The sequence below is a fragment of the Bacteroides sp. An269 genome (genome assembly GCF_002159755.1).
GTDB classification, from domain to species: Bacteria; Bacteroidota; Bacteroidia; order Bacteroidales; family Bacteroidaceae; genus Phocaeicola; species Phocaeicola intestinalis.
This window is the reverse complement of the sequence record NZ_NFJG01000017.1, coordinates 13,304-39,516: the sequence shown is the minus strand read 5'-3', so window position 1 is coordinate 39,516 and position 26,213 is coordinate 13,304. Positions and strand designations below refer to the sequence as shown.

The window sequence follows — 26,213 nt, the reverse complement described above, 5'->3', positions numbered from 1 at the left end:
TCTGTTTCCCGTACATGTCGTTTATAAATGAGAAGAGCGACCTTTCGGCCGCTCCCTTGTCATTCGTTCTCTTCCTTGAGCCTTTCATATTTCTCTGTTTCCATTTTCGTCTCGCCGTCGAAGTGGAAATGTGCCATATGACCGTATCCGGTTTTAGGCTCACCGCCGCATTTGTGCAGTGCGGTGTCTATTTCCCAGTCGGTATCACCGATGCCGAGGGATATGTATGTCCCTCTGAGCATACACCCGGCCAGCCTCAGTGCTGCATCCTTCCTTTTTTCCCGGCGAAGCCTGTCAAATGCCGCGAGCGCGATTTCCCGGTTGGGTATATTTACCGTAGTTTCCATATCGTTTCATTTTCAGTTTGCCGTTTCCTTGTCTTTCCCGCTGTCTTTTGCTGCCAGGACACCGAAAGGCAGATCGAGTATCCTGTGGTTAAAACATAGCGTTGAATTGTAGTCCGTGCGTTGCCAGAGGGTGAAATGGTCTCCGGCGAACGACCATCTGAAATAGCCTGACAGCGAGCCGAACTGCGGATTGACATTCCTGCTTATGAGGAAGCGGTTCACGTCCACGATGTGTCCCGCCGTCAGTAGTATGTTCAGTATCTCCACGAATGCCAGCTGCGAGTATGGGTCGATGGGCATTACAGGTCCTTTGAAGTTGATTTCCATATCTTTTGTCTTTTAGTCATAATTGTCATCAAATATTTCGTAACGGAATGGAAGCATGTCGCAGTAGTAGCTTGATACGCCCGTGTATATCAGGGCATCTTCTCCCGTGTCCGCGTCTTCTTCCGTTTCCGTGACGGTATCCCCGTACAGGTCATGGTAGTGTGATACCATCATGTGCGGGTCATCCGTGGTGATGTCATATCCGTAACTTCTGCTCCAGTTTATGAAAAACTCCGTTTCTTCCTCTTCGAGCCTTTCAAGGGCATCCCTGATCTCGAAGAAGTTGGGACAGAGCCATTCACGGCTGATCAGCATGTCGGGTATGTTTTCCCATTTCGGATACCGGTATTCCGGTTCCTTTTCCCCGGGAAACAGGTCGGAACAGGCACTCAGGAACTCGCCCATGTCGCTGTAGTCGGACATGTGCAGCCAGTAATCCCTGTAATCCTTTATGTCCATGAGATGCTGTGTGGTCACGGCAATCTCTGCATTGTTCAGATCCATATTACTTGTCTTTTATGTATGTGGATGCCGGGGATTCCATTCCACCGACCTTGACAAGGTGCCGTGTCCCGGCTGTGCAGGGTTTTTCGGGAAAATACCGCAGCTGCGGCGAGGATGATTTTCCCGAAAACCGCCTGCGGCATGACCTTGCTCAGCCGACGGGGACACGGACTACCTTTGTCGGTGGGAATGGAACTCCCGGTCTTCTCCATACGGTTCATGTTCAGCTTGTTATTCGCTGGCTTCCCCAGCTGATATGTATTTTGCCTTCACTGTCCTGGGTGCGGACGAGCAGGCTGTCGATGACGGACATCGTGATGTCGAACTCCTCGAAGATTTCTGACTGTTCCTTGACCTCACCGGTCTTGATGAATTCGTTCAGACGCTCCTTGGTCAGTACCAGTGCCATCAGGTTCTGTTCGACCGAATCTTCGTAGGTGACGTAGTGGACATCCTTCATTTCTTTGGAGTCCAGACGGATGAAACGGAAGTAGAACTGTTCCATACGGGGGATGTTCCACTGCAGGGATTCCAGTATCACGTCGTTGCAGGTAGGTATGTTCACCGAGCTGCTCAGGCTCTGCTGTGTGCATATCAGGATGCCGTTGATAGTGGAGTCGAATTCGGTCACGATGCTCTGCCGTTTCTTGAAGGCTACATCTCCCTTGACCACAAATACAGGTCTGTCGGGAAAATGTTCCCGGATATAGCTCTCGTAGAGGTCGAAGGCCGCCAATGTGGTACATCCGATGGCAACCTTACCCGGTATTGTCCTTATGAGCCTTTCAATATAGCGGGTCTTGGAAGGATAACTGTCACCGTAGTATCCCTCTATCAGGTGAGGTACCGAACAGGCCTTGATAAGCAGCTTGATCTGCCTCATGAGTCTCAGCCCTGCATCCTTTTTCGTGTCTCCCGTGCTGTTGTAGTACAGCTCACAGATGCGGCAGAATTCCTCGATGATGACACGGTACACCTCGTGTTCCCCTTCCGAGGGACGGACGGTATGTGTCCGTATCCGGTATTTCTCTCCCGCAAAGTCCCTGAATTTACGGGTGATGACCGTCTTGCCTATGAGTTCGGAGAGTTCGTCCTTGTTGTACACGTCCTGGTTCTGTTTCTCTATGCCGAATACGGTGGCTTTCCCCGGACAGTGGCAGGCACGGAAAAGGACGTGTCCCCTGAAGGCGGGGAACGGTGTCCCGTAATCCGGATTGTTCTCTTCCTCTATTTCGCGGTCCCTGTTTTCGTGGTAGACCTGCGGGCTCCAGCATATCATGTTTACGGAGTTGTTGTAGAGTAGTTCGAACTGGCTGTACAGTTCCGCGATGTTGTTGCGGGTGGTTGTTCCCGTGTCGAGGATCTTGTACCTGAGCCTCCTGAATATGCACAGGATGTTTCTTGTACGCTGCGATGTGGGATTGGTGATTTCGTCCGACTCGTCGAAGACAAGGCACAGCTTGCCGGAAGTGCGTTTCACGAAACGCATCAGTCCTCTTTTCAGTTTCCGGAGCATGGAGGTGGAGACGACAAGGAATGTCCCTTCCGGTACGTTGTCGAGGTCGCCGGCGGTCTGTATTGTACGGAAGCGTTCCTTGTTTACGGTAAGGAAGGGTATCCAGGTCATGTTGGTGGCGATGGCCGGGGCGAGTATGATGACATTCCTTGCCCTCCGGAACTTGAGCAGGTATTTCGCCCTGTGATAGACGGCGGCGGTCTTGCCCGAGCCTTGCTGCCAGTTCAGAAGGGCATAGCGTTTCTGCAACACGAGGTTCAGGTCGTGTTTCTGCAAGTCCGTGAATTCGCAGACTTCACCGTCCTTGTTGATGAATGTGGTGCGGTCCAGGTATTCCTTCAGGCCGGCATCTTCCCGCATTTCCGCAAACTGGAGATTCTGGGTCTCGTATTGCCTCTGTTTGCGCCGTATCAGTTTACTGGCGGCACGGATCTGCCGCATGTTCTTTTCTGTGACGTTTTCCGGCATCGGGAGTTCGGCCCTTCCGAGTATGAGGTCGTTGATGCCTGCGGCCTTGTGCGTGACCTTGTCAAGCAGACGCGGGGCATATTGCTTCAGCTTGAAGCCGTAGGATGTCTTCACCAATGCCACTTCCTTGCGCTGCACCACGTTCTGCGAGGTGATGTACCTGCGGATGATGCCGAGAACCTTGCCGGTGGTCAGCTTCTTGCGTTCCCATTCCTTTATCTGTTCCCGGGTGGTATTTTCTGGCGGTTTCTGGTTGCGGAATTTGGACACCAGCGCCTCCGCCTTTTCGACATGCCTGTTCAGCACGGCATGGGCTTTCAGCTCGTACATGTATTTGGCGAGCCTGTACTCGAACTGTTCCAGCTCTTCTTTGTCTATATGGTTGCACTCCCGCATCAGCTGGAGGCGCAGCCGGTGTTTCATTTTCCGCACTTCGGCTATGCGTTTCTTCAGCTCATCCATGCTGACAAACTCTTCCGCGTTGTAGGGCTGCATTTCAATATGGAGGGAACGGCGGAGGAATACCATGATTTTTGTTGCGAAATTCTGCACGCCCACCGTAGAGAAGGCTGAATGTTCCAGCCTGGTCTGGCCGATGAAGGAGAAATTCGAGTTGATTTTCGCCACGCGTGTCTTTTCCCAGAACTCGTTCTGCATGAAGGAGAGAGGGACGATGACCATCAGGATTCCGGCAGGGTTGAGCACGTCATAGGCCTTGTCCATGTAGAATTCCTGCGACAGCCTGTAATCAAATTTCAGGTTGAAGGGCGGATTTCCGACAATGATGTCGAAACGCTGTTCGGGATTGTACAGCTGTATGTCGCATTTCTCGATATGAGCTTCCGGGTAGAGGTATCTGGCAACGGCCACCGCCTTGCTGTCAATGTCGAATCCGTAGGCATTGTGCAGGTTGGGCAGATGGTTGAAGAAGTTGCCCATGCCGCAGCACATGTCAAGTACCATTTCCGCCGATGTCGGAGAAAGGGTCTCCACCATGCTCCGGCATATGTCGTGCGGGGTGAAGAACTGTCCCATCTCGAATTCCTTCTTGGCCTCGGCGTATTCATGGTAGCTGGTGAAATCCGACTGCCTGAGGTTGTGCAGTCCTCCGATTCCCGTGTAGCAGTTGTAGATGCTTTCCTTCGGAACGAGGTCCTTGCCGGAGTCTATGGCGAAAAGGATTTTCTCGTTGATCTCGGCACGCCTGTCCTGAGGAATCTGTTGGGGTATGATGGCATACATGTCTTTTCTTTTTTAATAGTTGGAAACGAAGACACCCCGCAAGGATGTCTTACGGGGTGTCTGAATAAGTATTTCATGAATCACTCTTCTCTGAGTGTGATTTCATCCAGCCGCAGCCTTCTGTAGCAGTTCTCTGCGGCCTGACTGTCCTTGAAGCGTACGTCGATGCGTCCGTTCTTGTAGAACTTGATCTGTTCTGCGTTGCTCAGGGTGAGGTTATACCATTCGGTTATATCCACATCGCGTCTGTCAAGGCCGATGATCATACCGCTTGAACCGTTTATCACGTCATCTGCTCCGTATGCGATACCTTCGCAGAAAATGTCCACTTTCCTTCCGCAGTCATACGAGAACTCATATTCCCGGTGGTATTCCAGATGGATGCTGTCCCAGGATACGATGTCAGGGAAAGTTATCTTGTCCTTTTTCAGTTCGGGCTTCACCTTGCTCCAGCGGGAAGGCTGTACCGTTTTCAGGAAACGGGCCAGCAGTTCTTCCTCTGCGGTCTCACGGAAACTTTTTCCGCCGAGGTGTTCAATGACCATGTCCACGTAAGTCTGGTAGACCGGACGGAATCCCATGCGCATGGCCTTCTCGTCGATTACAGGAATGGGGACATCTACATTGTAGGTCCTGTTGAAATAGGAAATGATGCGACTCGCGAAATTCGCGTTGGCATTGCAGTTGTTGTCCGCAAGCTCGTTGATGAGGTCAAACGGTTTGAATTCGTTGTGGGTATAGTCATCCTCCCCGCTGTTGTTGAAATAGAAATTCCGTATGGAGACCTTACCGTTATCCTCATACTTGAAGCTCTTGATTTCCCGATACCGTCCCGCTTCTTCCTTGAAGATGTCATACCATCGGTCGATACGGTCAAGTGTCCTGTAGAGCTGGTCCTGCTGTAGCTGGCAATACTGCCGGTCCTGTTCTGTAATCTTGTCCTCGTTCCTTACTTGCACGTTCAGGATACCTGTAAGCAGGTCAGTGTGGCTGCCTGCTGTTCTTGTTGCTGTTGTCTGCATAACTGTATTGTTTTAGAGATTGTCAATTTCGGGTTTGATACGGTAACAGTAGGTGATGTGGCTGTCCATGTCCTTGACCAGCTTGACCTGTTCGGGATGGAAGTTGAGACGCCGTTCCATGGCCGGGGCATCTATCTTGTCCCATTCGTGCTGCGGCAGGAACCGGTTTTCATGTCGGAAACACCAGAGTACGATCTGGTTTTCCCAGTTGCCCTTGAACACAGTCCCTTCATAGTCCTTCAGGAACTGCCGGAAGTTCTCTTCGGTCCTGAAAGCTATGTCGTAGCCCTGGTACAGGTTGCATGCGTCCGGACCCGTGTCCTTGGTCAAATAATATTGTCTCCATGTTTCCGTGGTGAAATCACCGTAGAGCGGATCAGGTTCGGAATAGGACCATAACGGTACTTTTGCCGTGAATGTGACGGCACCGTTGGCACACGCTCCGCAGTTTCCCCAGTCCTTGAATGCACCTTCCGTCCATCTGACGAATTTCAATTGCTTGGGGTCAATATGGTGGAAGGCCCCTCCGCTGACGCTTAGCTGGATATTGGCGTCCTGCTCCCATACAAAGGGAATATAAGGTTCTTCACAGATGGAAATCCGACCGCTCTCTTCATCATTGTTTTCAATAAGGGCGTTGCCGTAATACTTCCCGTATCTGTCCACATAGATGAGTCTGTCTCCGACCTGCGGAGTCTTTTCAGAGCGTGTTCTCTCTATCAGTTCCACATAATTGTTGGCCATATCCACGTCCTGCTGTGTCAGCCAGTGTTCGTGATCGTACAGTACATTCAATGGCTTGAGTGTTTCCACTGTGTACTTCTTCTTCGCTTTCTGTAACATGACATTTGTTTTTTTGTTAGTCCGGCTTACAGGGGCCGGAGTTCCCATAACTACAGGCCTAAAAAGGTCGTGTTCCGTACATGCAAGGCTTCGGGAAAAAATACCGCAAGCCCTCCGGGGCGAGGATGATTTTTTCCACGAACCCGAAGGGCTTGGCCTTGCTTGTACGGGAAGAACACGAATTACCTTTGCCTGTGGTTATGGGGACTCGGCTACGGTATGCTCGTTTTTCCCGATATGTTTTTATTCCGTAAGATTGCAGCCGTTTATATGGCCTTTTCAGAAAGAAATGTTATCTTTGCAAGTGAGATAAAGAGTTATTTGAAAGCATGAGAAATATAGCGGTTCGGAACAGTCCGGCTTTTTCTTATCCATTGCCCGTTCTCGTGCGAGTTTTATCCAATCTGTTGATAGTCAAATAAAACCTACCTGATTACAACAAATATACACATTTTATGACTGGAAACAGATATAGGGACAAATTTATCCGTATATGAATAATTTGCCCGTACTTGCAGACGTGGCGTAAGGATGCTATCTTCGCACACAAAAAAGGGGAATATGAACAGAATGTTATTAGTAACCGCCTTGCTATGCGGAACGCTGTTTTCCGGCAAGGCACAAAATAATGTATTAACAATGGATAATCAACGTACAAAAACCATCCGGCTGGTTTATCCGCAGTGGCAAGGTGGCGACATCGCCCACTGGATAACGGAAGTGAAAGACCCGGAGCAGGCTTCGAGGGGATATTACCTTGGGGCGCAGTTGCTGAATTTCCTTGCGCCGGACAGCGGACAAGAAACCTATACGGTTCCTGTGGCAACCGACAAGATAGAGCGTAAAGTAACCGATGGAGTTTTGGACAAAGAGGCACTCATCGCACAGACCCGAGCAGCTTTGGATATTTTGAAGATAACCCATCCTGATAAAATCGTAACATTGGGCGGAGAATGTTCGGCAAGCGTCGTTCCGTTTACCTATCTTGCGGACAAATACAAGGATAACCTTGCAATGGTCTGGATTGACGCACATCCGGACATCACCTTGCCCGGCGATGCCTATGCGGGCTATCATGCCATGGCGGTAACAGCCTGCATGGGCTTGGGCGACAAACAGCTTGTTGCTGAACTGCCGATGAAGATAGCCCCTTCCAAAATCCTTTTTGTCGGATTGCGCGATTGGGAACGTGACGAAATCAAGGCAAGGCAGGAACAATATGGCATCAAGCACCTGACACCGGAAGATGTACGCGAGAACAGTGACGCGGTTCGGCAATGGTTGCAATCGTGCGGAGCATCCAAAGTTGTCATACACTTTGATATGGATGTACTCGACCCGGCGGAAATCATTGCGGCGGTCGGTGTGGTCCCGGATGGAATGAAAATCGCAGAAGTGGTGCGTGTGATAAACGATATCGGGCAGGAAAAGGATATTGTAGGGCTGACCGTAGCCGAACCTATGCCCCGCACGGCTATCCGCATTAAGAACATGCTGGAGCAGCTTCCGCTATTGAAATAAGGATTTGTATTTATTGTGTAAGCATTGCAGGGAGCTTGGCATAAAGACGTCCATGCAATAAATATTCGGATGTGGCGGAAACCTATCTGTCCTACTGCAAGAAAAGCCTTTGCCTCCTGTTTGGAACAGAAATGCAAAGGCTTTTTATTTCTCTTGTCTGACGGCTACCCAGACAAGCAAGCATTATGCAACCTTATCGTTTTCTCAGATTCACCGTCTTGATTTTCCCTGGTATTATTGTCAGCTGGGCCGTTCCGTTTTCGTTTATCTCCACATTCGTGTAGCGCGTTTCTATCACCACTTTCCCAGCCACCATGATGATGCCCCATTGGTTGGGGTTGCCCTCCACGGCGCAATAACAGCCCACGGGGCTTTTGATGTTTCTGTAAATTGGCGGTACGACAACACGCCCGTCCAACTGCAATCCCCATTTCAGACCAGACCTGAACGGCACGGCGGCTTTCAGCTCGTCAAGCCGCGCCCTGTGCTTCCGTTCATCGTTTTGCCACTCTTCCATCTTTCGTTCCGTCAAGCGTTTCATGGCTTCGGACTTCAGCCGTTGAATGACACCATCGAAGTCCTCTTCCGGTGTTTGGGGATGCTCGCAGGCTATGTATCGCTTGGCCTTGCTTGCATCCTCCACAAGGTAATACTTCCCGGCATTGTCGACAATTACGATGTCTCCACCAGTCAACATCCCGCAATAATGATAATATGTGTCGTGGTCTCCGGCAAGCAGGCACACGCAGTCATACCCCCACGTGGCATTGTCCTCGTTGACCTGCCTGCATCGGGGAGATGAAAAATAATCTACGATGCGCACATAATGCCCGCAGGTGAGGATGTTTGTCCCACTTGTACTCCTCCTGCTTTTGTACAGTTCCCGTGTGCGGCTGTAGTAGATGCCGTCCACCTCCAACAGCTGCACGTCTCCCAACCTAACAACTTTAGGTTTCCTCGTGTACAAGTGTCCGCTGTATAGGTCGATGTACATTTCATTGTTCCTCTTGTCCGTAACAGCGATAATATGGTTTTCCTGAATCCTTACGCTTTTGTAACCGGCAAGGCTGTGCTTCACTTTTCCGCTATCGTCTACCACGGCCATGCTCAAGTTCACCAGCCTTACGATGGCAAAGTCTTCTTGAATATCAAACACCCTCACAGACTGCGGTTTGCAGGTAATCATATTTCCGCGCCTCAGTCCGTACAGTCCACTCGCCACGTCCTTATAGGCTTTCAGGCAAGCCGTATTGTTTGGAAGGGACAATTTTTGTTAAGATACGTCATAAGGTTGTCGTGCGACACTATAAGTTCAAGCCCGTTGTCCGCGACTGTAGGAATGGATATAGAACTGTCACGGACTGCCATGCCAATATGGTTGGCATAGCCTTTTCCTGCCATACGCCCTTCTAACATCGCTTGCCAGTCCCGATAAGCGGTCGGCAACCCGAATATGTGGTATAGTCCCACGTTGTCAATCAGCACACACGTTTCCTTGCCATCCACTTTCCTGAGTCCGCGTCCTACTTGCTGCAGGTATTTGGCAAGAGAGAGTGTCGGCCTTGCCATCTGGATATGGCGACGGCATTCATTCCATGTTCCTTGTAATATTCAGCAATGTTCCGTGCGTGGCTGATGTTTATCGCATACACGATGCCTTTCTTTCCGTCGGCATACAGCAGCACGCTTTCATATAGCCTTTCTATGCTCGGTCTGCGGTTCAGCACAGCATCCATTTCCTTGACCTGATAATCGCCGTCGGCACCACGTTTCGACAGGCCGTCTATGAGCCTTTGATCGTAACTGCCCGGCCTTATAGACACATAGTCGAAAGCGGACAACCATCCCTGCCTGATAAAGTCCGCGATGCTGTCCGAAGTGATGAGCGTGTCAAATAAGTCTGTGAATCCCTTACGGTTCAACCGGCAAGGCGTGGCGGTCATGCCCAGCTTCCTTGCCTTCGGATAGCACAACCACAGTTCCTATTCGTGCAGAAAAATGTAGGGAACACTTGTTTATTCATGCAAAAAAATGTAACTTTGTGCCAGTTATTCGTGCAAATAAATGCGATATGGAACGTAATATATTAGCTCAGCTCATTGATTGGCAGAATAAAACCAACCGTAAGCCACTTATCCTCAATGGTGCGCGGCAAGTGGGAAAGACATATATCTTGAAAGAATTTGGCAGGACGCAATACAAAAACATTGCATACGTCAACTGCGACAACAACGATGTGGTTACGAAGATATTTTCGCGGGACTATGACATCCGCCGCATCATCTTGTCCTTGTCTGCCGTTACCCATGTCAGCATCAAGCCTGGCGAAACGCTGATTATCCTCGACGAGATACAAGAAAATCCCTTGGCGTTAAACTCCTTGAAATATTTTTGCGAGAACGCCCCCGAGTACCATGTTGCCGTGGCAGGGTCATTGTTGGGCATATCGTTGCATGGCGACACCTCCTTTCCTGTGGGTAAGGTAGACGTGATCAAGATGTTCCCCATGACGTTCGACGAGTTCTTAATGGCCATTGGTGAGAAACAATTGGCAGACATATTGCGTACACGGGATTTTAACGTGATAGACACTTTTGCCGGCAAGTTAACCGATTGTCTACGTCAATATTACTTCACGGGTGGTATGCCGGCGGTGGTAAGCGAGTACACCAGGAGTCATGACATCAGTGAGGTGAGAAACCTTCAAAAGCAAATATTGTTCGGCTACCGCCGCGACTTCTCCAAGCATGCCCCTTCAAGTCAAGTGCCGCGCATCAACCAAGTGTGGGACACCATTCCCTCACAACTAGCCAAGGACAACAAGAAATTTATCTATGGTGCCATCAAGAAGGGTGCCCGGGCTTCCGAGTTCGAGCTGGCCATACAGTGGCTCATCGATGCAGGGCTGGTCTACCGTGTCAACCGCGTCACCACACCGTCGCTTCCGCTGAAGTTTTACGAGGACTTTTCCGCTTTCAAGTTGTTCACCCTCGATGTCGGCTTGATGGGCGCGATGGTAGACACGCCCCCAGAGACCATTCTGGTCGGCGAAAGCTGTTTCAGTGAGTACAAAGGCGCATTCACCGAGCTATTTGCGCTTACCCAGATGGTGTCCAAGGGCATCCCTGCCTATTATTACAGTGCGAATGACTCGCGAGTAGAAATAGACTTTCTCATCCAAAAGGATGAAAAGGTCATCCCTATCGAAGTGAAAGCAGAGGTAAATGTCCGTTCGAAATCACTACGTACCTATATTGACAAACATCCCCAGTTGAAAGGAATGCGCCTGTCGATGTTGCCTTACAAGGACCAAGGATGGATGGAAAACAAGCCGCTCTATGCGGTAAACTTTTGCCTGTAAATAACCCTCGCGCTCCCAGCAACAACGTTCCGTGGTACATCGTATGCCAGCTATGTTTACCATAGCCAAAAACAGCCGTTAAGTATAATATGGGACAAAAGGGACGGCATTGCCCTTGAGTTGGCAAAAAAGACGTTTACCGTTCCTTATACATTTCCTCGTAATACTTCTGGTAGTCACCGCTCGTCACGTTGTCCATCCATGCCTGATTATCCAGATACCAGCGGACAGTCTTTTCGATACCTTCCTCGAACTGCAGGCTCGGTTCCCAGCCAAGTTCGCGTTGCAGTTTGCGTGAGTCAATGGCGTAACGCATATCGTGACCCTTGCGGTCTGTGACGTAGGTTATCAAGTCCATGTCCTCACCTTCTTTTCTCCCCAACAGACGGTCAACGGTCTTGATGACAACCTTGATTATGTCGATGTTCTTCCACTCGTTGAAGCCGCCGATGTTGTATGTGTCGGCTATCTTGCCTTTATGGAAGATGAGGTCAATCGCCCTTGCATGGTCCTCTACGTACAGCCAGTCACGCACGTTTTCGCCCTTTCCGTAGACGGGCAGCGGCTTCCTGTGGCGGATGTTGTTGATGAACAAGGGTATCAGCTTTTCAGGGAACTGGTAAGGTCCGTAGTTGTTGGAACAGTTGGTCACGATGGTCGGCATTCCGTAGGTGTCGTGGAAAGCACGTACAAAATGGTCTGAACTTGCCTTTGAAGCCGAATAAGGAGAATGCGGATTATACTTCGTTTCCTCGGTAAAGAACTCGGTTCCATAGGCATGGTGGTGCTCCGAACTTGCTTTTGTAGTGAACGGAGATTCAATTCCCTCCGGATTGGTCAGCTCTAATGCTCCGTAAACTTCATCCGTAGAGATATGGTAAAAGCGTTTCCCCTCATATCCTTCGGGTAGGCTCTCCCAATATTCCTTTGCGGCTTGGAGCAGCGTCAAAGTTCCTATTACGTTTGTATGGGCGAAAGTGAACGGGTCTTTTATGCTTCGGTCAACGTGGCTCTCTGCCGCAAGGTGTATTATTCCGTCAACGTTGTACTTCTCCATCAATTCCTTCACCGTCCCGTAATCACAGATGTCTGCCTTTACAAAGATGTAATTCTCCTTGTCCTCCACATCCTTCAGGTTGGCAAGATTACCGGCATACGTCAGCTTGTCGAGGTTGATGATGTGGTATCCGGGGTATTTGTTCACGAAAAGGCGTACCACGTGGCTTCCGATAAAGCCCGCGCCGCCCGTTATGATGATGTTTCTCTTAAATTCCATGTCGTTTATGTTTTTGTTGTCGTTATCATTTTAGGACATTCATGTTCTTCATGCAGACTTTCAATGAGTCTGTCCAATAGGGTATCCTCAGCCCGAACGTCTCCTTGATTCTCGTCTTGTCAAGAACAGAATAGGCAGGACGCTTCACCGGGCTGGGGAATTCATCGCTGTGGCAAGGCTCTATGTCGCAGGTCGTGTTCCCTGCAAGTTCGGCTATCTTCTTCGTAAAGTCAAACCAGGAGCAAACACCCTCGTTGCTGAAATGGTAGATGCCACGCTTTGAATATCCATCCTTAGGATTTTCCTTTTCATAATCTGCAAGCACAGTCTTTATTACAACCGCAAGGTCGTATGCGTATGTAGGCGTTCCTGCCTGGTCGAAAACAACATTCAGCTTTGGCTTGGTCCCTGTCAGGTTCAGCATTGTCTTGACGAAGTTTCTGCCAAACTCGGAATAGAGCCATGCCGTCCTTATGATGACGTAATCACAGTCTACGGTCTCTATGTTCTTCTCGCCCTCGAGCTTTGTCTTGCCGTAGACACCCGTCGGCGTTCCTTTTTGGTCTTCCCTGCAAGGAGTGTTATACGGGTCGCCGCCGAAAACATAGTCTGTCGAGATTTGCACAAGAAGTCCTCCCACTTCCTTCATCGCCTCTGCCAATAGCTTCGGGGCATCGGCATTGAGCTTCCGGCACAACGCCTCGTCGCTCTCCGCCTTGTCCACGTTGGTGTAAGCGGCGCAGTTCACTATGCACCGGATGTCCTTTTCACTCACGATTTTCCGTATGGCTTCCGCATCGGTTATATCCAAGATAGTCGTTTCAACACCTTCAACCTCCACGACATCCGTAAAGGTGTAGCTGTCGTTGGTGTCTTTGCTGATGACGCGCATCTCGTTACCCAGCTGGCCGTTCGCGCCTGTTACCAGTATGTTCATGATAGCGTTTCTTTATCTTGAATAAACAAAGGGTGATTCAAAGTCTTTCAGCAGCGGATGCTTCGTGTCCTTCTCGCTCAATATCGCGTGCCCGGTAGGAATGAGCCAGTCAATTCCAAGGCTGCCGTCAAGTATGCTGATGCCCCCGTCCGCCTCGGGATGGTAGAACTCGTCGCACTTGTACTGGAACACCGCCGTCTCGCTCAGCACGGCGAAACCATGGGCGAATCCTTTCGGGATGAAGAACTGCCGGTGGTTGTCCTCCGTCAGCTCCACGGCGACATGCTTGCCGTATGTAGGCGAGCCTTTCCTGATGTCCACGGCCACGTCGAGCACCTTGCCCTTGACGCACCTCACCAGCTTGGCTTGCGTGAACGGCGGACGCTGGAAATGCAATCCCCGCATCACCCCGTAGGACGACATGCTCTCGTTGTCCTGCACGAACTCCACGTGGCCCACTTTCTCGTCAAACTCCCTTTGCGAGAAGCTCTCGAAGAAATAGCCACGGGCGTCCTTGAATATACGTGGCTCTATGATCACCACGCCCTCTATCTCCGTCTTTATTACTTCCATATAATATATACCTTTAATATTCCAGGTTCTTTTCCAATGAATCCTCCTTCTCGTCAAGAATCGAAAGCAGGTACTTGCCGTAGTCGTTCTTCAGCATCGGCTGTGCTACTTCTTTCAGTTTGTCAGCCGTTATCCAACCTTTCCGATAGGCGATGCCTTCCAGACAGGCGACCTTCAAGCCCTGTCGTTTCTCCAAAACCTCAATGAAAGTCGAGGCTTCTGACAATGAATCGTGCGTACCCGTATCCAGCCAAGCGAATCCCCTTGCCATTGTCTGTACCTTCAGTTCCCTGTCCTTCAGGAACTCCTGGTTCACCGTCGTTATCTCCAGTTCCCCGCGTGCCGACGGCTTGATATTCTTCGCGATATTGACCACCTTATTAGGATAGAAATACAGTCCCACCACGGCGTAGTTGCTTTTCGGGTGTTCCGGCTTCTCCTCGATGCTAAGGCAGTTTCCGTCCTTGTCGAACTCCGCTACGCCATAACGTTCAGGGTCGCTCACTCTGTAACCGAACACCGTAGCCTTGTTATTCTCTTCGGCATCCACAACAGCTTGTTTCAGCATGTCGTTAAGTCCCGCGCCGTAGAAGATGTTATCACCCAGCACGAGACAGGCACAATCATCCCCGATAAACTTCTCCCCGATGATGAACGCCTGCGCCAGTCCGTCAGGCGACGGTTGCTCTGCATACTCGAACTTCACTCCGAAGTCACTGCCATCGCCTAACAGTCTTTTGAAACCCGGCAGGTCGTAAGGTGTCGAGATAATCAGTATCTCCCTTATCCCCGCCAGCATCAGCACTGAAATCGGATAATAAATCATCGGTTTGTCGAAAATCGGAATCAACTGCTTGCTGATTCCCTTGGTGATAGGATACAATCGTGTACCGCTGCCACCAGCTAATACAATTCCTTTCATAATGTTTAAACTTAATAGGATTAAAAGCATTTACTCCGTCTGATGATTAATGCAAATCCCTTTCAGATACCATTCATACAGACGATGAATGCCTTCGTCTATTTCCACTTTGTGGTGCCAGCCCAAATTGTGAAGTTTTGTCACATCGGTCAGCTTGCGCATTGTTCCGTCCGGTTTCGTTGCGTCCCAGCGTAGTTCTCCCTTGAATCTGATTTCCTTTACAATCTTTTCCGCAAGCTCACGAATAGACAGTTCCTTGCCCGTACCCACATTGATGTGGCTGTTACGGATTTCCTTGTCACCTTCCTTATAGGTATCCTTGAAGTCCACATTCAGCAGTACATGTACACTGGCATCCGCCATCTCTTCGCTCCACAGGAACTCACGCAGTGGCTTTCCTGTCCCCCATAATGTGACAGCTTCGGGGGTGATGCCGAACTTGGCCAACTTTTCCAGTATCTCTTCATTGGTATTGTTGCCGTTCACACCTTCTACCGGACGCAGGTCAATGTCCTTGCGCACAGCGTCCCAGTTTCCTTCGTTCAGGCATTTGGCAAGATAGACCTTACGAATCATTGCAGGAAGTACATGGCTGTTCTCCAAGTGGAAGTTGTCATTCGGACCATACAGGTTGGTGGGCATTACGGCTATGTAGTTAGTGCCGTACTGCAGGTTGAAGCTTTCGCACATCTTCAGTCCGGCTATCTTAGCGATGGCATACGGCTCGTTGGTATATTCGAGCGGGGAAGTGAGCAATACTTCTTCTTTCATGGGTTGGGGCGCCTCACGCGGATAGATGCAGGTACTTCCCAAGAACAGCAGCTTTTTTACATAGTGGCGGAAGCTTTCGCCGATGACGTTCTGTTGGATTTGCAAATTTTGGTAAATGAAATCCGCACGGTATTGCAGGTTTGCCATGATGCCACCTACATGTGCCGCAGCCAATACTACGGCGTCAGGCTGTTCTTCGTCAAAGAACCGTTTCACGGCTACACCGTCCAGCAAGTCCAGTTCCTTATGGCTTCGTCCTACAAGATTTGTATATCCTCTCTGCAAGAGATTGTTCCAGATAGCCGAACCCACCAGCCCGTGATGTCCTGCCACATATATTTTTGATGATTTGTCTAACATATTCTTTCCCTTACTTTACAATTCCCTTTTCCAGATATTCAACCAGGTTAGTACGCACTTTCTGTCCGGCATCCTCAGCGGCCACTTTTGCCATGTCGCTGTCCACCATCCGTTTCACAAGCTCTTGGAATGACGTTTTTTCCGGGTTCCAGCCCAGTTCAGCCTTGGCTTTGGTCGGGTCACCCCACAGGTTCACCACATCCGTCGGGCGGAAGAAGTCGGGCGATACCTCCACCAACACTTTTCCTGTTGCCTTGTCAATTCCTTTCTCGTCAATGCCTTCGCCCCGGAACTCCAGTTCAATACCTACATGTTTGAATGCCTCGTAACAGAACTCACGTACACTGTGCTGCTTGCCCGTTGCAATGACGAAATCCTCAGGCTTATCATGCTGCAATATCAACCACATACATTCCACGTAGTCTTTTGCATAGCCCCAATCCCGCAACGAGGACAGGTTGCCCAAATACAGTTTTTCCTGCTTGCCCTGCTTGATGCGTGCGGCGGCCAGTGTAATCTTGCGCGTCACGAATGTCTCGCCACGACGTTCGCTTTCGTGGTTGAACAGGATGCCTGAACAACAGAACATATTATAAGCTTCCCGGTATTCCTTTACAATCCAGTAACCATACAGTTTTGCCACGGCATACGGGCTGTAAGGATGGAAAGGCGTATTCTCGTTCTGCGGAACTTCCTCCACCTTGCCATACAACTCCGATGTGGAAGCCTGATACATGCGGCAGGTGTCTGTCAACCCGCACTGGCGGATGGCTTCAAGTATGCGGAGTACACCAGTTGCGTCCACATCCGCCGTGAATTCTGGAGAATCAAAGCTGACTTGCACATGACTTTGTGCCGCAAGGTTATACACTTCGGTAGGCCGTACCTTGTTCATCACTTGAATCAGGCTCATCGAATCTCCCAAGTCCGCATAATGCAGGTGGAAATGCGGAAGCCCTTCCAAATGAGCGATACGTTCCCGATAGTCCACCGACGAGCGGCGGATAGTGCCGTGTACATCATAACCTTTATCTAATAAGAGTTCGGCAAGGTAGGAACCGTCTTGTCCTGTGATGCCGGTGATTAATGCTACTTTTCTCATTCTTTTAAATTATTGTAATTTCATTTGATTTTTGCTGTGATGAATTGTGGAACTTTCCACAACATTTTTTCTATTTTGGTTATGGTAGGATTCATGCCATGCGAATGATACATTCTTATGTCTTCTTTCCACATCTGTTGCCTCTTTTTGCGATCTGTACTCAACCCACCCATGCGCATCTTGACGATATATTCATGAAGGTATACCACCGACAGGTCGCCACCCAACAGATAGCGGAACAACAAATCAGAGTCTGCAGCAATTTTGTAGGTCTCATTGTATAATCCGCGTTTGTCCATCACGCTCTTTTTGATATAACACGTAGGATGCAATGGAAGCCAACCATGCTTCACTTTCCATAGTCTATAGGTTCCCCCTATCCAGTTGCGGACCACTTTACGGACATCAGTTGGATTTACGAACAAACCGTCTCCATACAGGAAGTCGGCTCCTGTTTGCTCAAACTTGCTGACGATATGGCTGATTGTCTGGTTGGAATAAAGAAAATCATCCGAATGTACCAGACCTATGATGTCTCCCGTAGCCAGACGGATACCTTTATTGATACCTTCATACATGCCATGGTCTGGTTCTGAAACGATTCTTGCAATACGGTCTTTGTATTCATTAATTACAGCGAGGGAAGAATCTGTAGAAGCTCCGTCAATAACAATGTATTCTATGTCCGGATAATCTTGGTTCAGTACACTTTCAAGACAACCACGTATAGTCTTTTCCCGGTTGAAACATGACGTAATAATAGATACTTTCATCTGTGTGATGTTTACAAATTCAAACAAGGTTAATATGGTAAGAAACACCCGACAGTGCCGCTCTGCAATGAATCATTCATACTTATGAATCCATTCCAGAGTCCTTTTTGTTCCTTCTATCCTTGAAACCGGCAGCTCAGGTGCTATGGCTTTTATGGGAGTCAAGTCGTGCACATTATCCGTAGTCATATTGTGCAGTCGGAAACTTGTCATGGGGAAAGCAATGCCGACTTTCTTCAAGGCATCTCCAAACCATCCCGCTATTTTGAAACATCCGTAAGGCACATGCGGAATGTGTATTTTTTCAATAGCCGCAATCTCGTTGGCCCAGTCTGTTATAGGATAAGGTTCATAATCGCCTAAATAGAAAACTTTCCTATTCACTTCTTCCGGTTCAGCTCTTAGGATGGAGATAATCTGGTAAATCGCATTATCTATATACCCGTAAGTCTTTTTGCAGGCTCGTGTGCCCATGTGGAAATACAAGTGGTTCAATACGATGTGGAAAAATTTGTCATACGGTTCCCCGAACCAAGGCCCCCAAATGCTTGTCGGTCTTATGATGCTCCAAGTATATGGAGGATTCTTTTTTTTGATAATCCTCTCCGTTTCCACTTTGCTTTCACCATACAGCGTGTGTGGTGCATAATCCTCAAAATCCTTAGGCATATACCCAGGTTCACATACATACATGGAAGAAGCAAAGACCGCACGTTTCAGGTTATCCACTTCATCCAGTGCATCGAGCAAATTGGAGACCCCCTGCATGTTTGCATTGTAATCTTCCAACTTTTTACCGTTCAAGTCAGTGCGCGCTCCGAGATGGATGACATAATCAGGATTAAAAGTGACGATGGCCTTGCATAGTGCTTCTTTGTTGCATAAGTCCACATTCTTCCATATAGCAGTATGCTCTTTTATCTTAGGAGGAACTATGTCAATGTTCATCAATTCCAATCTTTCATTTTTTGAAAGGAACTCAATAAGGTTAGTTCCTATAAAACCGGAACCACCGGTAACCAATACTTTTGTTTTCATAAAATTGCAGAATCCAATCTTAGTTTTTGAATAAAATCAAGACAATTTTTTCTATCCTATATTTCCCCCCCCTGTAGACATCCGTATTCCCTCGTTCATGGGAAGGTAAATACCATTCCGACAAGAAAACCAACTTCCTTATGCAATCTGTTTAAAGCCTATCTCCTTCTTTTCAAAGAACATTCTTCATCGATTTCTTTCTTTCCAAAGAAAGATTTAGGTTGTTTTTCTTTCTTCCCAAAGAAAGATAGCTTACCTTTATATTCCAAAAGATAATGGGTTATTCATAGGAATATCCACAAAGAACCAATAGCTTAGAGCCTGTTTAAACCTGAATGAAACAATCCACTTGACATAAGCTGGCTATCTGCCTGAAATCTAATGACCGATTCGGTTTAAAAACGCCATACTGATGCTACTATAATCTATTTCTTTTGAAGTAGCCTTATATAGGCTTCCTGATAGGCTTCCGACATCTTCCGTGCCGTATAATATTTTTCAAACAATTGCTGTATGTATTTAGAAGTGGATTCCCTGTCGAGTTCCAACACCTTATGTATGGCAGCAGTCAAGTCTTGCAAGTCATGCTGGTTGTAGGCATAGCCTATGGTTTGCCGTGCTTTGGCCAATACTTCCCTGTGTGAAGGAATATCCGACAATACGCAAGGAAGTCCCACCGTCATGCTTTCCAGTAAGGTATTGGCCAGCCCTTCCGTGTCCGATGCGGATATATAATAGTCTGCCGCAATGAGGTAATCATATACGTTGTTCTTAAAACCCGGCAACAATATATTGTCACACTCATGCTTTCTCAGTTCATCATACATATCTCCGTTCCCTAACAGTATGACTCCGGCGTTTTCATCCTTCAGCTGTTCAAAAGCACGAACAATCATGTCCGGATTCTTTTCCTGTGAGAACCGCCCTATGAAAATGAAGTATTTCACATCATCTTTCATGTGAAAGCCATGTCGTAAAGCTCTTTTTTGCTCAATATTTTCTTTCCACACCGGCAATGAACACCCGTTTGGAATAGCCATCATTTTGAAGTGCTGCTCTTCCCAATAGCTTTGCGCCACACTTTCAGCGCAGGCTATGGGCAAATCCATCCGCTTGGTGAAGAAGTTGTTGAGGGCAATGACGATGCTCCCTTTCAGTCGTCCGTAGAGCACTTTCTGCTGGATGCCGGGATAAATATGTACAGTCTCTACCTTCTTGTATTTTTTAGATAAGAATGGCACTAAGAACATGGAACGTGGACAGTGTGTGTGCAGAATATCCGGGTCAATCTCTCTTACCTTTTTCCGCAGGGTCAGAAACATGGAGACAGGGTTTAGAAATTTATCCGGTGACATCTGCACAACTTTTATAGGCAATGCTTTAAATTCTTCCAACCGGGATATTTTTTGTTCGGGCACCATGGTGATGATGCTCACGTCAAACCTGTTAAAATCTATGTATTGAATAATGTTATACAAGACATTAGGAGGTCCTTGGTTGCTCAATGAGGAGATGACGTAACAGATTTTGATTTTTTTCATATTCACCGAATATATATGAGTAATAGAAAGTGTAATAGCTTCCAGCAATGATTCTCTTTATTTAGAAATGAAACGTTTGAGATGATTTAACACACCTAATTTATGCATTATAGGTTTTAGGCATTGAATAAATCTTTTCTTAATTGATAGGGGATAATATTTGTTTATCAACTGTTCAAATGTTAGCTCATTGGCATCTTTGAAGAATTGCCTTCTTTTTGGATTAGGAGATGGGCATTGCGTAGCCATAATACCATCCAATTCAATGGCCTTGTCAACGTCTGCTTTACAAAATCGAATGAAAGGTTTTGTTTCATTAAAAAGATTCTCACCTTTATCTGTATGTAATAATACCATAGTTGTTCCACGGTCATCATCCATACTTTTATCAAAGGCATTTATATGCCAACAGTCATATAGTGTAATATCAGCGTTTCGGTGTATAGTTTTGAAATGGCATTTGAAACAAGATGGCCTGCTGTTTAAATCTTGGAAAAATGTATATTTAAAGAACTGTATGGCAAGGCTTTGATATTTTGTTTTGCCATTTTCAAATCCGATGGCCATTGTGGAACCGGCATAGCCGAAATGTTTATCCCTAAAGGATACATAGGTTATTGGAGATTTTTCTTCTATTGAGTTCCACGCCAAATATTTTTTCCATAACCCTGGACTTGGTGTGCCGTGGCACACCAAGTCCAGGGTTATGAGGTTGTCATATTTCCGCTTTAAAAATGAATTTAGTCCCTCCACTTGACATGGCGTTCCACTAAACAACACTAAACGACCTTCTTTTAAAAGAGCTTTGACTTTAGAAAAAGTATTTCCCATGTCACTTTGCACATATTTGGAACACCGAAGCCGTTTTAAATCATCTATTGTTGCCACACTATCGTGGCAAACATTGAAATCCTTATCAAAACATCCACCAAAGACAATACCACCTTTGTTTAGTACAACAGCTGCAAATGCAGAAAAGGCACCACCAGAGGCACTTTGCATCCTGATAGATTCATTTTTATTTTGCACAGCAAACGCTGACGTTTTTTCTTCATCTACTATAAAAGGCTTTCTGAGTGGACAGACTTTATCACATGCTCCACAATTTATACATAGATTTATGTCTACAGAAGGATATAGAAATCCTTCTTCATCAGGACGCATCGTTATGCAATGTTGGGGACAAACCGCATAACAGGCGGAACAACCGGAACAGTTGGCTTTATCACTAATTGTTATCATTTCTATTTGCTAATGCTTTATACAGATATTCTCGACTTTCCTGTTGAAATGCTTCTATTTTCTTGTCGACCAAATCAAAATCTATCTCAGCCTTCAAACGATCATCAACAGCTTGTGTCGCTTTAATATGACGTTCTTTAACTCCCATCATCTCCAATAAAGATATCACACGTGAATTTGTAGAACCTTTTGAAGATGATTCGAATCTTGAAAAAGTAAAGAACTTCTTATGATATAACAAAGAGAAAATAGTTCCATGAAACGAATCAGTCAATACAAATTCAGCGTTGCTTATGAGATTTACAAATTCGGCAGGGCCGACATCAAATGGCTTAATATCAGCAAAATCAATATCTGACAAAATGAGTTCATCCAAGTGTTGGAGCGCAACTATTTTATATCCTGTTTCTGCTTTAAACCTATTGGCAAAATCACGATGTTCTGGGTTATTCCCTAAAAAGTAGCAGAAAATATATTTTTCACTGATAAAGCGTTTTTCTCCTTTTAGGTTGTTCCATAGTGATTTATCTACCAATAAAGTAGGGTCACACACCAATTTCGCATTGCGTCCTGTCAATTTTTTAATTATTTCCACACCTGTTTTCTCACGTGTAGAAAGGCATTGTATTCTCTCAAGGTAATGTTTGGTTTTATCAATTTGCGAAGCGGGAATACTTGATACCCCAAAACTGGATGCGTACGATATTCTATATTTATCTTTCTTAGTAAACAATAAATTAAAAAAGTCAGTCCCTATATTTATAGGATTCCAAACCTGGTCACTGCCAATAATGAATGTATCATAATCTTGGTTCGTTGTCAACAAATCTTCCCATCCAATATGATTGCGTGAAAACCTGAGATACTTATTTTTAAACTCTTCAAATTTTCTCATTCTCAACGAAAGTAGCTTGGCAATGTCAGGATGAAACAGTTTACAGTATATGTCACGATAAACCACTCTGCCTTTCATTAATACTAACTGAACGTTCAACAATCTACGCAACTGTCTGAAATCCTTTTTCTTAGTATATAAGATAATCTCATTTTCAGCGCCAATCCCATTCAGATATGTATGAAGGGCATACGTTTGCAACAGGCTCCCATAATTCGGGTTATGAACAGATACAAGACCTATTTTTTTCATTTCTTGTCACTTTTATAAAATTGGACGAATAACTCCTTAGGTGTCTTATCGGTGAATATTGCTTTTAGTCCGTTTAGATAAGCCTTGCTAAAGACTTTGGACTTTTCATCTTTTCTGATTGAATGGCAAATTTTCCACATCAAGCTATAAATTGGTAGAAACACTAACAGTAATATGCGTACAGCCATTTTATGCAAAAAAGATTTTTCTCCATAAAAAATGATTTCCCCTTTTATTTGTGCCGGTTTTGTTGCATACATTGTTTTCGACCAACTGCCACCTCCTGTATGCGTCAACTTAATCGTTGAATCAACGTAACATTTATAGCCGTTTTTATTTAAATATGTAGAAAGAGCAATATCTTCAGGACAGAAATAATACCGTTCGTCAAACCAACCGATTTTTTTAAATAGTTCTGTTTTGATTAAAAAACAAGCCCCCGAAATATTGTAGGTTTGAAACAAACCTTTACCATTTGTATATTTTGAATTGTTCTCATATAGACAGATTAATTTCATCCAATATAACCAATATGTAAATAGGTTATATTTTGGTTTTCCACACCTTTGAACAGAGCCGTCTGAATTTAATGTCACAGGACTGATTATTGCAACATTATTGTCTACTTTATTAAAATCTTCAACGAGTTTATCAATTACTGGATCAGAGAAATAAGTATCGTCATTTACGACAAAACAGTATTTCCCAACAGCCTGCTTCAATGCCAAATTATTATTTTCAGAGAATCCACGCAATTCATTGCTGATAATGATTTTTACTGTTGGAAAATCTGAATGTAATTTTTGCAGGTTTTCTTCTGAAAAAAGGAACGCAACAACAAAAATTTCATAATTTACAGTCGTATTTTTAAGAATGCTATTTAAACATGGATAAAGATTGCCTATATTGTTCATACAGACAATTACGACACTAACCTCAACAGCTTTCATACTTTTTTATTTGCATCAATAACCTCTTTAATTGCTTCTAAGAATCCTGTTCCATTTTTTAAGTCTGGTTCAAGATGATTACCCTCAGCCCATTCATTCCAAGCGTTGATGAAAATAAAGTTTTCTTCTTCGGAAAATGGTTGGAAAGAAGTATATACATGTTCAAACCATTTTTTAAAAGCTTTAGGCGTACTATGTGTAAATGCAAAGAAATGGCCATTTACTCGTCTTGGCGAATTGTCCCATGAGGGACATAAACTTGGATATCTTTTGTAATCAATCGTATTAGTTTGCCGACATTGATAGTCTACATATTTTTCATAATTGACAATCTTATTGAAAAGTTCCTTATGAAGATATTTTCTTGAAATATTGTATAGCAAGTTTGAATATCGTCCAAATTTTCCTAAATACATAGGTTGAAATTCCACTGCTGCGCTTACTGTCTGGGTCATGTATTTCTTATTACGAGACTCACCTGCTTCAAAATGACAGATATAAAGTTCAAAACCTGCTTTTTTTGCCTCTTTTTGCCATGTCTGAGCAGTCTTTTCAAAATCAGGAAATAAATGAGCCTTGTAAACACAGAAAACAGGTTTCCCGTTCACCTTAATATATCTTGAATCCTTGAAATAAGGTAATAAATAGTTGAAGTGCTTTATGTCATCTTCTTCGCTATAATGCTGCTCTATCAATGTCTTATTAAAGCCTCCTGACCAATTTCTCGACCAATTTTCGTTAGCCCAGCAAAGCATGAATGGAAAAGTTTCATCCTGGTCGTTCAACATTGCCTCTACAGGCTTTTCCATTATCAACTTCCCATTAAACCAATAATGATAATAGCAAAAGCCGTATATGCCATACTGCTTTGCAAGTTCTTGTTGGGCTATGCGTGCTTCTTTTAGCCTTAAGTCGTAAAACCCTAAATCCGCAGGAATATGAGGTTGGTAATGTTTCCAAAATCTCGGTTTTGCTTTAGCTACATTACGCCACTCTGTAAACCCTTTACCCCACCATTCGTCATTTTCCGGAAAAGGATAAAATTGGGGTAGATGTATCGCTATAACTCTTCTCATTATACCTCTAAATTTATCTATAATATTTATTTGTCTATAGAGAAAATGAAATTTTCTTTTTATTATAAAGGATGTAAGTTATTATATAAAAATATATTACACTCCTCATGAAATATTCCACAGAAAGTAATCTTTTTAGAAATAATTCGGAAAAGAAAGATAAGAAAATGCCCATACAAAAAAAACTATATAAAAACACATTCAAATCAATTCTACCTGTTTGGAAAAAAGCTGAGCCTTTAAACCTTCGGTAAAGTATGCATCCCAAAAGAGAGGAAAATCCAACTAAAAGAAAGCTAAACTCTTTAACATCATTGTAAAAGATTCTATAGCATGTATATACATTCCCCAAAAAATATTTCCCGTTGTAAATAAAATCATAGCTTTGTTCCTTTATTGGTATATTTACACCCAAACGAGTATTAAAAAATTCATAAAAGGAAAGGAACGAATTTGGACAAGGCAAATATTCATTAAGAGAAGCTGGTTCTTTTGAGTTTACATATATATCAAGATTCTTTATTTGTGCGCCGCAATATACAGCTAATACATATTTTGCATCCATGGTATCTGTTTCATGCCTTCCTATGATTGTACCTATATGGGAAAATGAAAAGATAAACAACAGACTTATAAAAATTATAATTAGTTGCTGTTTTAAGCTCCAACCTTTAACGCTTCTCCTTCTATTGTTGAGTGTAAAAAACATTATACCTAAAAGAATTAAAAAACCAAACAAAGGCATTCTTCCACCAGACAATAGGCTTCCTCCCATAGAAAGTAACATGTTAATCCCTAAAAGCAGTTTGTTTCTATTATACTTTTTGGGTAATTTCAAATAGTAAACAAATAAACAAATCCAAACATATCCACTCACTTGGCAGAATGCATGTGGAACATTTATGTACCATGGTAGAGTAAATGATTTATCACCATATTTGTTGTCTTGGTCAATCTCGCTAATTGCATTAGCCCATACACTTGTATTTGCGAAACTGACTTGCTGTTTATAATGAAGATAATATATTATCATTTGAAATACAGCAAATGCTATTAGCTTGTATGATGAAAATAGAAAAGCATTCTGATTTATAATAACATTAGATTGTAATATAGTATGTTTTTTCCGATAAATGTATTCTATAATGAAAAATGTTATGGAGCCGGAAACTATGAGAAAAAATGTATTTGCATGTAACCCTAAGTCCCATTCTTGCCTATAACAATAAGCAACATACGAGGCTATTGTAAAACCCGAAATGAACAGGAATGAAGGAGAAGACAAGTCCCTATGAAATAAACGGTATATAGCAAAAAGTAATAAAATATGTAACACAACTAAATATTCCATCAT

The 26,213-nt window shown here is 45.2% G+C and carries 26 protein-coding genes; 2 read left to right on the top strand and 24 right to left on the bottom strand.

Annotated elements, in window-relative coordinates; genetic code table 11:
- Nucleotides 1-59 precede the first annotated feature (59 nt).
- The 7 genes from B5F71_RS05540 to B5F71_RS05510 all read right to left on the bottom strand — a co-directional run bounded on the left by B5F71_RS05540 (nt 60) and on the right by B5F71_RS05510 (nt 6,269).
- Nucleotides 60-347, bottom strand: a complete 288-nt coding sequence (locus tag B5F71_RS05540) for a hypothetical protein (RefSeq protein ID WP_087208340.1) — start codon at nt 345-347, stop codon at nt 60-62.
- A 12-nt stretch (nt 348-359) separates the two neighbouring features.
- Nucleotides 360-674 carry a hypothetical protein gene (locus B5F71_RS05535; RefSeq protein WP_005801751.1) on the bottom strand — a complete coding sequence of 105 codons (315 nt, stop codon included), beginning with the start codon at nt 672-674 and terminating at the stop codon, nt 360-362.
- A gap of 12 nt (nt 675-686) precedes the next feature.
- Nucleotides 687-1,178 (bottom strand): hypothetical protein, encoded by a 492-nt coding sequence (locus B5F71_RS05530; RefSeq protein ID WP_087208338.1) that lies wholly within the window; start codon nt 1,176-1,178, stop codon nt 687-689.
- The gene (locus B5F71_RS05525) at nt 1,169-1,399 is read right to left on the bottom strand and encodes a hypothetical protein (protein ID WP_241148561.1); all 231 of its coding nucleotides are present in this window, start codon (nt 1,397-1,399) and stop codon (nt 1,169-1,171) included. Before B5F71_RS05525 ends, B5F71_RS05530 begins: the two co-directional genes overlap by 10 nt.
- A gap of 2 nt (nt 1,400-1,401) precedes the next feature.
- Nucleotides 1,402-4,404: an N-6 DNA methylase gene (locus B5F71_RS05520; RefSeq protein ID WP_087208336.1), complete on the bottom strand. Its 3,003-nt coding sequence runs from the start codon at nt 4,402-4,404 to the stop codon at nt 1,402-1,404.
- 80 nt (nt 4,405-4,484) lie between these two features.
- Nucleotides 4,485-5,426 carry a hypothetical protein gene (locus B5F71_RS05515; protein ID WP_087208334.1) on the bottom strand — a complete coding sequence of 314 codons (942 nt, stop codon included), beginning with the start codon at nt 5,424-5,426 and terminating at the stop codon, nt 4,485-4,487.
- Nucleotides 5,427-5,438: 12 nt separating this feature from the next.
- On the bottom strand, nt 5,439-6,269 hold the full coding sequence (locus tag B5F71_RS05510; RefSeq protein WP_087208333.1) for a DUF4121 family protein: 831 nt from the start codon (nt 6,267-6,269) through the stop codon (nt 5,439-5,441).
- A 639-nt stretch (nt 6,270-6,908) separates the two neighbouring features.
- On the opposite strand from B5F71_RS05510, the gene B5F71_RS05500 reads away from it, so the two are divergent.
- Entirely contained in the window at nt 6,909-7,790 is an 882-nt protein-coding gene (locus B5F71_RS05500) for an arginase family protein (RefSeq protein ID WP_241148563.1), read from the top strand.
- 193 nt (nt 7,791-7,983) lie between these two features.
- On the opposite strand, the gene B5F71_RS05495 is transcribed toward B5F71_RS05500, so the two are convergent.
- From B5F71_RS05495 to B5F71_RS05490, 3 genes are read right to left on the bottom strand one after another with little or no spacing between them, the layout of a single operon-like run.
- The gene (locus B5F71_RS05495) at nt 7,984-9,057 is read right to left on the bottom strand and encodes a hypothetical protein (protein ID WP_087208331.1); all 1,074 of its coding nucleotides are present in this window, start codon (nt 9,055-9,057) and stop codon (nt 7,984-7,986) included.
- Entirely contained in the window at nt 9,027-9,359 is a 333-nt protein-coding gene (locus tag B5F71_RS19795) for a hypothetical protein (RefSeq protein WP_143269851.1), read from the bottom strand. Before B5F71_RS19795 ends, B5F71_RS05495 begins: the two co-directional genes overlap by 31 nt.
- On the bottom strand, nt 9,314-9,763 hold the full coding sequence (locus tag B5F71_RS05490; protein WP_087208329.1) for a hypothetical protein: 450 nt from the start codon (nt 9,761-9,763) through the stop codon (nt 9,314-9,316). The genes B5F71_RS19795 and B5F71_RS05490 overlap by 46 nt, the downstream gene beginning before the upstream one ends.
- A gap of 98 nt (nt 9,764-9,861) precedes the next feature.
- Between B5F71_RS05490 and B5F71_RS05485 the strand changes: the two genes are divergently transcribed.
- A complete protein-coding gene (locus B5F71_RS05485) occupies nt 9,862-11,151 on the top strand; it encodes an ATP-binding protein (RefSeq protein ID WP_022040854.1) in 1,290 nt (429 codons plus the stop codon).
- A gap of 136 nt (nt 11,152-11,287) precedes the next feature.
- Here B5F71_RS05485 and B5F71_RS05480 read toward each other — a convergent pair whose 3' ends face one another.
- The 14 genes from B5F71_RS05480 to B5F71_RS05415 all read right to left on the bottom strand — a co-directional run bounded on the left by B5F71_RS05480 (nt 11,288) and on the right by B5F71_RS05415 (nt 26,213).
- Nucleotides 11,288-12,427: a dTDP-glucose 4,6-dehydratase gene (locus tag B5F71_RS05480; RefSeq protein WP_087208327.1), complete on the bottom strand. Its 1,140-nt coding sequence runs from the start codon at nt 12,425-12,427 to the stop codon at nt 11,288-11,290.
- A 25-nt stretch (nt 12,428-12,452) separates the two neighbouring features.
- Entirely contained in the window at nt 12,453-13,364 is a 912-nt protein-coding gene (gene rfbD / locus B5F71_RS05475) for a dTDP-4-dehydrorhamnose reductase (protein WP_087208325.1), read from the bottom strand.
- A 12-nt stretch (nt 13,365-13,376) separates the two neighbouring features.
- Nucleotides 13,377-13,937, bottom strand: a complete 561-nt coding sequence (gene rfbC / locus B5F71_RS05470; protein ID WP_087208323.1) for a dTDP-4-dehydrorhamnose 3,5-epimerase — start codon at nt 13,935-13,937, stop codon at nt 13,377-13,379.
- A 13-nt stretch (nt 13,938-13,950) separates the two neighbouring features.
- Nucleotides 13,951-14,859, bottom strand: a complete 909-nt coding sequence (gene rfbA, locus B5F71_RS05465) for a glucose-1-phosphate thymidylyltransferase RfbA (protein WP_087208321.1) — start codon at nt 14,857-14,859, stop codon at nt 13,951-13,953.
- 30 nt (nt 14,860-14,889) lie between these two features.
- The gene (locus tag B5F71_RS05460) at nt 14,890-15,990 is read right to left on the bottom strand and encodes a GDP-L-fucose synthase (protein ID WP_087208319.1); all 1,101 of its coding nucleotides are present in this window, start codon (nt 15,988-15,990) and stop codon (nt 14,890-14,892) included.
- A gap of 10 nt (nt 15,991-16,000) precedes the next feature.
- Nucleotides 16,001-17,092 carry a GDP-mannose 4,6-dehydratase gene (gmd, locus tag B5F71_RS05455; protein WP_087208317.1) on the bottom strand — a complete coding sequence of 364 codons (1,092 nt, stop codon included), beginning with the start codon at nt 17,090-17,092 and terminating at the stop codon, nt 16,001-16,003.
- A 20-nt stretch (nt 17,093-17,112) separates the two neighbouring features.
- On the bottom strand, nt 17,113-17,865 hold the full coding sequence (locus B5F71_RS05450) for a glycosyltransferase family 2 protein (protein ID WP_087208315.1): 753 nt from the start codon (nt 17,863-17,865) through the stop codon (nt 17,113-17,115).
- A gap of 72 nt (nt 17,866-17,937) precedes the next feature.
- A complete protein-coding gene (locus B5F71_RS05445; RefSeq protein WP_087208313.1) occupies nt 17,938-18,903 on the bottom strand; it encodes an NAD(P)-dependent oxidoreductase in 966 nt (321 codons plus the stop codon).
- Nucleotides 18,904-19,328: 425 nt separating this feature from the next.
- Complete coding sequence (locus B5F71_RS05440) at nt 19,329-20,444, bottom strand: glycosyltransferase (protein WP_087208362.1); 1,116 nt, start codon at nt 20,442-20,444, stop codon at nt 19,329-19,331.
- A 57-nt stretch (nt 20,445-20,501) separates the two neighbouring features.
- Entirely contained in the window at nt 20,502-21,686 is a 1,185-nt protein-coding gene (locus tag B5F71_RS05435) for a Coenzyme F420 hydrogenase/dehydrogenase, beta subunit C-terminal domain (RefSeq protein WP_087208311.1), read from the bottom strand.
- Nucleotides 21,673-22,833: a polysaccharide pyruvyl transferase family protein gene (locus tag B5F71_RS05430; RefSeq protein WP_087208308.1), complete on the bottom strand. Its 1,161-nt coding sequence runs from the start codon at nt 22,831-22,833 to the stop codon at nt 21,673-21,675. The genes B5F71_RS05435 and B5F71_RS05430 overlap by 14 nt, the downstream gene beginning before the upstream one ends.
- The gene (locus B5F71_RS05425) at nt 22,830-23,783 is read right to left on the bottom strand and encodes a glycosyltransferase (RefSeq protein WP_087208306.1); all 954 of its coding nucleotides are present in this window, start codon (nt 23,781-23,783) and stop codon (nt 22,830-22,832) included. The genes B5F71_RS05430 and B5F71_RS05425 overlap by 4 nt, the downstream gene beginning before the upstream one ends.
- Nucleotides 23,780-24,859 (bottom strand): glycoside hydrolase family 99-like domain-containing protein, encoded by a 1,080-nt coding sequence (locus B5F71_RS05420; RefSeq protein WP_087208305.1) that lies wholly within the window; start codon nt 24,857-24,859, stop codon nt 23,780-23,782. Before B5F71_RS05420 ends, B5F71_RS05425 begins: the two co-directional genes overlap by 4 nt.
- Nucleotides 24,860-24,893: 34 nt before the next feature.
- A complete protein-coding gene (locus B5F71_RS05415) occupies nt 24,894-26,213 on the bottom strand; it encodes an O-antigen polymerase (RefSeq protein WP_087208303.1) in 1,320 nt (439 codons plus the stop codon).

Bases quoted from the DNA above. Each gene is read 5' to 3' on its own strand.
- B5F71_RS05415 (WP_087208303.1), bottom strand. From the start codon at position 26,213: ATGATGGAATATTTAGTTGTGTTACATATTTTATTACTTTTTGCTATA.
- B5F71_RS05510 (WP_087208333.1), bottom strand. From the start codon at position 6,269: ATGTTACAGAAAGCGAAGAAGAAGTACACAGTGGAAACACTCAAGCCA.
- B5F71_RS05540 (WP_087208340.1), bottom strand. From the start codon at position 347: ATGGAAACTACGGTAAATATACCCAACCGGGAAATCGCGCTCGCGGCA.
- B5F71_RS05500 (WP_241148563.1), top strand. From the start codon at position 6,909: ATGGATAATCAACGTACAAAAACCATCCGGCTGGTTTATCCGCAGTGG.
- B5F71_RS05520 (WP_087208336.1), bottom strand. From the start codon at position 4,404: ATGTATGCCATCATACCCCAACAGATTCCTCAGGACAGGCGTGCCGAG.
- rfbD (WP_087208325.1), bottom strand. From the start codon at position 13,364: ATGAACATACTGGTAACAGGCGCGAACGGCCAGCTGGGTAACGAGATG.
- rfbA (WP_087208321.1), bottom strand. From the start codon at position 14,859: ATGAAAGGAATTGTATTAGCTGGTGGCAGCGGTACACGATTGTATCCT.
- B5F71_RS05445 (WP_087208313.1), bottom strand. From the start codon at position 18,903: ATGAAAACAAAAGTATTGGTTACCGGTGGTTCCGGTTTTATAGGAACT.
- rfbC (WP_087208323.1), bottom strand. From the start codon at position 13,937: ATGGAAGTAATAAAGACGGAGATAGAGGGCGTGGTGATCATAGAGCCA.
- B5F71_RS05485 (WP_022040854.1), top strand. From the start codon at position 9,862: ATGGAACGTAATATATTAGCTCAGCTCATTGATTGGCAGAATAAAACC.
- B5F71_RS19795 (WP_143269851.1), bottom strand. From the start codon at position 9,359: ATGGCAAGGCCGACACTCTCTCTTGCCAAATACCTGCAGCAAGTAGGA.
- B5F71_RS05480 (WP_087208327.1), bottom strand. From the start codon at position 12,427: ATGGAATTTAAGAGAAACATCATCATAACGGGCGGCGCGGGCTTTATC.
- B5F71_RS05420 (WP_087208305.1), bottom strand. From the start codon at position 24,859: ATGAGAAGAGTTATAGCGATACATCTACCCCAATTTTATCCTTTTCCG.
- gmd (WP_087208317.1), bottom strand. From the start codon at position 17,092: ATGAGAAAAGTAGCATTAATCACCGGCATCACAGGACAAGACGGTTCC.
- B5F71_RS05425 (WP_087208306.1), bottom strand. From the start codon at position 23,783: ATGAAAGCTGTTGAGGTTAGTGTCGTAATTGTCTGTATGAACAATATA.
- B5F71_RS05460 (WP_087208319.1), bottom strand. From the start codon at position 15,990: ATGTTAGACAAATCATCAAAAATATATGTGGCAGGACATCACGGGCTG.
- B5F71_RS05535 (WP_005801751.1), bottom strand. From the start codon at position 674: ATGGAAATCAACTTCAAAGGACCTGTAATGCCCATCGACCCATACTCG.
- B5F71_RS05440 (WP_087208362.1), bottom strand. From the start codon at position 20,444: ATGAAAAAAATCAAAATCTGTTACGTCATCTCCTCATTGAGCAACCAA.
- B5F71_RS05515 (WP_087208334.1), bottom strand. From the start codon at position 5,426: ATGCAGACAACAGCAACAAGAACAGCAGGCAGCCACACTGACCTGCTT.
- B5F71_RS05430 (WP_087208308.1), bottom strand. From the start codon at position 22,833: ATGAAAAAAATAGGTCTTGTATCTGTTCATAACCCGAATTATGGGAGC.
- B5F71_RS05525 (WP_241148561.1), bottom strand. From the start codon at position 1,399: ATGAACCGTATGGAGAAGACCGGGAGTTCCATTCCCACCGACAAAGGT.
- B5F71_RS05530 (WP_087208338.1), bottom strand. From the start codon at position 1,178: ATGGATCTGAACAATGCAGAGATTGCCGTGACCACACAGCATCTCATG.
- B5F71_RS05435 (WP_087208311.1), bottom strand. From the start codon at position 21,686: ATGATAACAATTAGTGATAAAGCCAACTGTTCCGGTTGTTCCGCCTGT.
- B5F71_RS05450 (WP_087208315.1), bottom strand. From the start codon at position 17,865: ATGAAAGTATCTATTATTACGTCATGTTTCAACCGGGAAAAGACTATA.